Origin of the sequence: Candidatus Pseudoscillospira sp. SGI.172 (genome assembly GCF_050313575.1) — a bacterium.
Taxonomy (GTDB): Bacteria; Bacillota; Clostridia; order Oscillospirales; family Oscillospiraceae; genus Vermiculatibacterium.
On sequence record NZ_JBNPLQ010000059.1, the window covers coordinates 1 to 4045 of the forward strand.

At 46.6% G+C, this 4045-nt stretch carries 7 protein-coding genes; 6 read left to right on the forward strand and 1 reads right to left on the reverse strand.

Annotated elements, in window-relative coordinates; translation table 11 throughout:
* The 4 genes from ACQRD3_RS13315 to ACQRD3_RS13330 form a co-directional block, all read left to right on the forward strand.
* On the forward strand, positions 1 to 200 hold a 200-nt coding region (locus ACQRD3_RS13315; RefSeq protein ID WP_427781710.1), incomplete at its 5' end, for a hypothetical protein.
* Between the two features lie 319 nt (positions 201 to 519).
* Complete coding sequence (locus ACQRD3_RS13320; protein WP_050618675.1) at positions 520 to 1071, forward strand: RNA polymerase sigma factor; 552 nt, start codon at positions 520 to 522, stop codon at positions 1069 to 1071.
* Positions 1061 to 2122: a hypothetical protein gene (locus tag ACQRD3_RS13325; protein ID WP_427781711.1), complete on the forward strand. Its 1062-nt coding sequence runs from the start codon at positions 1061 to 1063 to the stop codon at positions 2120 to 2122. Before ACQRD3_RS13320 ends, ACQRD3_RS13325 begins: the two co-directional genes overlap by 11 nt.
* Positions 2123 to 2218: 96 nt before the next feature.
* Positions 2219 to 2380, forward strand: coding sequence for a cysteine-rich KTR domain-containing protein (locus ACQRD3_RS13330; protein ID WP_242853780.1), 162 nt, complete (start codon positions 2219 to 2221; stop codon positions 2378 to 2380).
* A gap of 53 nt (positions 2381 to 2433) precedes the next feature.
* Here ACQRD3_RS13330 and ACQRD3_RS13335 read toward each other — a convergent pair whose 3' ends face one another.
* A complete protein-coding gene (locus tag ACQRD3_RS13335) occupies positions 2434 to 2784 on the reverse strand; it encodes a helix-turn-helix transcriptional regulator (protein WP_427781712.1) in 351 nt (116 codons plus the stop codon).
* A gap of 305 nt (positions 2785 to 3089) precedes the next feature.
* Here ACQRD3_RS13335 and ACQRD3_RS13340 point away from each other — a divergent pair, with 305 nt between their 5' ends.
* Together ACQRD3_RS13340 and ACQRD3_RS13345 are read left to right on the forward strand one after the other, a co-directional pair.
* Positions 3090 to 3512, forward strand: coding sequence for an RNA polymerase sigma factor (locus ACQRD3_RS13340; RefSeq protein ID WP_427781713.1), 423 nt, complete (start codon positions 3090 to 3092; stop codon positions 3510 to 3512).
* Positions 3513 to 3842: 330 nt separating this feature from the next.
* A complete protein-coding gene (locus ACQRD3_RS13345) occupies positions 3843 to 4043 on the forward strand; it encodes a hypothetical protein (protein WP_427781714.1) in 201 nt (66 codons plus the stop codon).
* The last annotated feature ends 2 nt before the right edge of the window (positions 4044 to 4045 follow it).

The following is a 4045-nucleotide window of genomic DNA, read 5'->3' on the forward strand; positions in this document are numbered from 1 at the left end:
TTTTGTCCCGAAGTGCCGGGTTTGGGGAGGCCCCCCAACAAGCGTTTTTGCTGCCTTCTCGGGCTGCAAAAATAGCAAGTGTGGCCACACTTGCCCTGCTTGCCGGTCTAAAATACCAATTAATTTTTGAAACTACACAACGATTTTATGTGATATTAGTGATGCGAGGCTATATAAAACAAATTCCATCCTTGTTATAACAATTATTTTTATAAAGAGTTTTCCTAAGCAACCGTTGTAGATGGAGGGATACCGAATGGAAGTAGAAAAAGAACTGTGCGAATCATGGCGAGTATGGATCGACGAGAAAAATCACATTGTATCATTTCATACTACGGAAAACGGACTACCGTTAGAAATTACGAGCCGTGAACAATATCTCAAATTCATCGATGAATATTCCCAAAACTGCTACCGATTTCAGTAGCCGTCAAAAGCAAAAATTTTTGAAACCTAGCATCAAAATGGTGTGATATTATAAGCGAAAGCAGCTTTCAAAGACAGTTAGGAGCCTTTCTTATGAGAGAAGATGCCATATTGCATAAAATGCAAACCGGTGATCCGTCTGGGCTAGAATCACTTATGGATATTTACATACCTTATGTTTCTACTGTGGTATGGAATATTCTTCGCGGTGCTATGTCCCAGGAGGACGGAGAGGAGGTCGTATCAGATGTATTTCTGGCTGCATGGCAGCAATCATCCGAATTGAAACCGGGTTTTGTAAAAGGGTGGCTTGCTGCCGTTGCGAGAAATAAAGCAAAAAACAAGTTACGGAAGATGGGAAAGACTCTTCCGCTAGAAGATGATTTTCTTGATATTCCCGGCCCCAATGATCCGCTAAATGATGTTGAGCAGGCCGAGGAGCAACAGCTCGTTCGTAAAGCAATCCAATCGTTGCCAGAACAAGATCAAGAGATTTTTTTGCGATATTATTACTACGCTCAAACGATTCAAGAGATCTCCCTTAGCATGGCAATCAATGAATCAACCATCAAAACCAGGCTAAGAAGAGGTCGCGCAAAACTAAAAGAAATACTGACGAGGAAGGGATTTGTTAATGAAGCGTAATATTTCCGATTTGCTGGATTCATACCCGGTGGAGGGTTTGGATTTGGGCATTACTACTCCTTACTCCTCGTCACGGATTAAGGAGTTAACTATGAATAAAGTATCAATGAATAAACCGCGGAAACACATCCGTCCACTTCGTTTTTTGGCGGTTGCAGCAATCATTTCTACACTTACTGTTTCTGCGTTGGCAGTTGGCCATGTACTCGGTGCGGGAGCACTGCTTCAAAATTTCTTTGCTGAAAAGAATGGCTCTCTTTCGGATGGCCAGATTCAGGTCATTGACCAGATGGGAAAGACTTTTGAGAATGGTGTAACCAGCAACGGCACAACCATTACACCTATTGCAGCTCTGGCCGACGAAAACGTTTACTATCTCCGCCTCCAGATCAAGGCACCGGAAGATGTGATTCTGCCCGATTATGATAGCAAGACAGATGGATGCTACCAGCTTTTTGGGCCTGGTGAAGCATTGGAGCTTACCTTTGAGGATGGTGCCTATTCCGATAGTGGTTACATCCTCAAATGTGATTGGCTCCCTGATGAAAATCCCCAGGATAATTTAAAAGAAGTTGTTATCTGGATTGGAGCTCAAACCGGAACCGATGTCCGTTTCAATGACGAGGTGTCCAAGCAGCTTACCCTTCATGGGCTATGGCTTCAGACTCCCGAAAAGGAATATACTCAAATTCTGAGTGGAGAGTTTTCCTTCGACATTACCCTTTATAATGATACCGAGATACTCTCGCTGGATACGGCTGGCCTGACCTGGTCGGATGAAGAATATGGATATACCAGTACGCTGGAGAACCTGACTCTTTCGCCTTTGAGCCTTACTTTCAGTTACTCCGCTACAGAACCTAACAACAACCGCATTGTTCCGTATGTCGGTCCCTTGGAAGTTGTCTTAAAGGACGGCTCCACAGTAGCTATTAGTGAAACTGCGGGTATGGAAGGCATGGAGTATTATGTGTTCGCCGCTCCGTTGGATCTGTCTCAGGTAGACTATGTGAAATACGGAAATCATCAAATCTCGCTCGAAGCCAACTGACCTTTTGGGGGTATGTATATTTCGTCTGATAGATCCCGCCGATTAACGCAGAGACACGACGGAATAGAACCAGTAAAAAACGATCAACAAGGCTCACTGTGGGTTTGCTGCCCAATTTGTGGTGGAAAGACACGAACAAAAATATATGCAGATACTGTCCTTGTGAAATTCCCCCTTTACTGCCCTAAATGTAAAAAGGAAATTAGGGTAGATGTCGTACAACTGAAAATGGTAGTAAGCAAAGAGCCTGACACTTAGGTATGAAGAGCCTGCTTCCCTAATATAAGGGACGCAGGCTCTCTTTTTTATGATTAGCCAACCGTAGCAGCTGTTTTTGATCTCAATACAGACAGAATAGACTCTATCGTAGGTGCTAAAGCCTCTGCTTCTTCTTCGCTACATTCTTCTATCAAGAAGCGCAACCGGCGAATTGCTGGACTTTCACGACGCATTTCTGGATAGAAAATCTCTCTGGAGTCCATTTTCAACACACGTACAAGAGGGAAGAGCACTTCCATTTTAGGATTGCCTTTATAGTTCTCTATGTTCAGTACTGTACGCACATCAATATCTGCCGCTTCTGCAACTTGATTCTGGGTGAAACCAAGTTCAGCTCGCGCACGCTTTACTGCGTCGCCTAAAGGCCTGGAATAAGATTGCATTGTAATTCACCTCAAAAACATTTTACAATACACTCTTTTCTGACTAAATTCATCACAGTGCGCCTATTTTAGGTATTGTAATTCATTTATCTGGTGAAGGGAGGTTTCGATGAATCCCAGGCCACTTTGCTTTTCTAAGTTGTCGAATATGAATTTCAATGTTGCGTAGAAGCTCGGCACGGAAAACAAAGTGTACTGCGATTCATATCGAGAAAAAAGAAACGAGTTGAGTTTCGATGCCGATCTCCACCTTGTCCCGTTCAGAACGCCATTCACCCCCAACCATCTGAACGGAGGAATTACAAATGACGACAATCAATCTGAAAGACTTTTACCCGTGGTACCCCCACGACGAATACATAGAGGTTTCCGAGGAAGTGGCTGACGAGCTCCGGGCAAGCAGACTGTATGAAGCCGCCTATCAGCGGCGTGTTATCCGCAACAAGGCACAGTATTCCCTCGATTGCGAGGACGGGATTGAATACTCTGCCTGCGTTTCCGAACCCACCCCTCAGGAGCTGCTGGAGCGCATGGAGCTGTTCTGCCATCTGTGCGCTGCGCTCAATTCCTTGCCCGAAACGCAGGGCCGCCGGGTGGACGCCTGTGTGATCCTCGGCAAGAGCTATCGGGAGGTGGCTATGGTCGAAGGCGTGAGCAAAACTTCTGTGCAGGAGTCGGTTCAAAGCGGTTTGGCTGCTATGAGAAAATATTTGAAAAAAGTTTTGTAAGCCACCCTGCCAAAGCGCAGTTTTTTGTCCTTGGTATATGAGAGGAGTTACATCCGATCAACAACTGAATAGCGGCGGCCCCGAGCCATAGAGCGGGGAGCCGGGCGGCGGGTGCGCTGTGACTTCTCCGGCAGGAGAACGAGCGAACAACACCAGCGCCGCAAGTGGGACAAGCCACCCCACGGCCACGATCCGCAACCGGACAAGTTGGCCGCTTGCCCCTCCGGGCCGCTGCCCCCTCGGGAGCGTTATGCTGAGTATTACTGTCTTATGACGGGCCAAGGAAATGAGCGTGGCGCTCCCGAAACTTTAATCAAGGAGAAAACCGACATGAAGTATGATCCTGAACTGGCGGCCCTGCTTGCCCAGCCGTGGAGCAACAATGCCTGCTGTGGCTATGTCATCTACGCTATGGAAAACTGCGGTTTTTCTCCCACGGACATCCGGCGTGTGGTGGCAGAGCTCCATGAGGTCTTTGACTTCTGCGGGCTGGAGGAGGCCAAGCAGTACTTTGAGAACAGCCCCTACTGACC

What these genes read in the sequence shown, in the direction of transcription:
- ACQRD3_RS13320 (WP_050618675.1), top strand. Translation starts at nt 520, where the DNA reads ATGAGAGAAGATGCCATATTGCATAAAATGCAAACCGGTGATCCGTCT.
- ACQRD3_RS13325 (WP_427781711.1), top strand. Translation starts at nt 1,061, where the DNA reads ATGAAGCGTAATATTTCCGATTTGCTGGATTCATACCCGGTGGAGGGT.
- ACQRD3_RS13335 (WP_427781712.1), bottom strand. Translation starts at nt 2,784, where the DNA reads ATGCAATCTTATTCCAGGCCTTTAGGCGACGCAGTAAAGCGTGCGCGA.
- ACQRD3_RS13340 (WP_427781713.1), top strand. Translation starts at nt 3,090, where the DNA reads ATGACGACAATCAATCTGAAAGACTTTTACCCGTGGTACCCCCACGAC.
- ACQRD3_RS13345 (WP_427781714.1), top strand. Translation starts at nt 3,843, where the DNA reads ATGAAGTATGATCCTGAACTGGCGGCCCTGCTTGCCCAGCCGTGGAGC.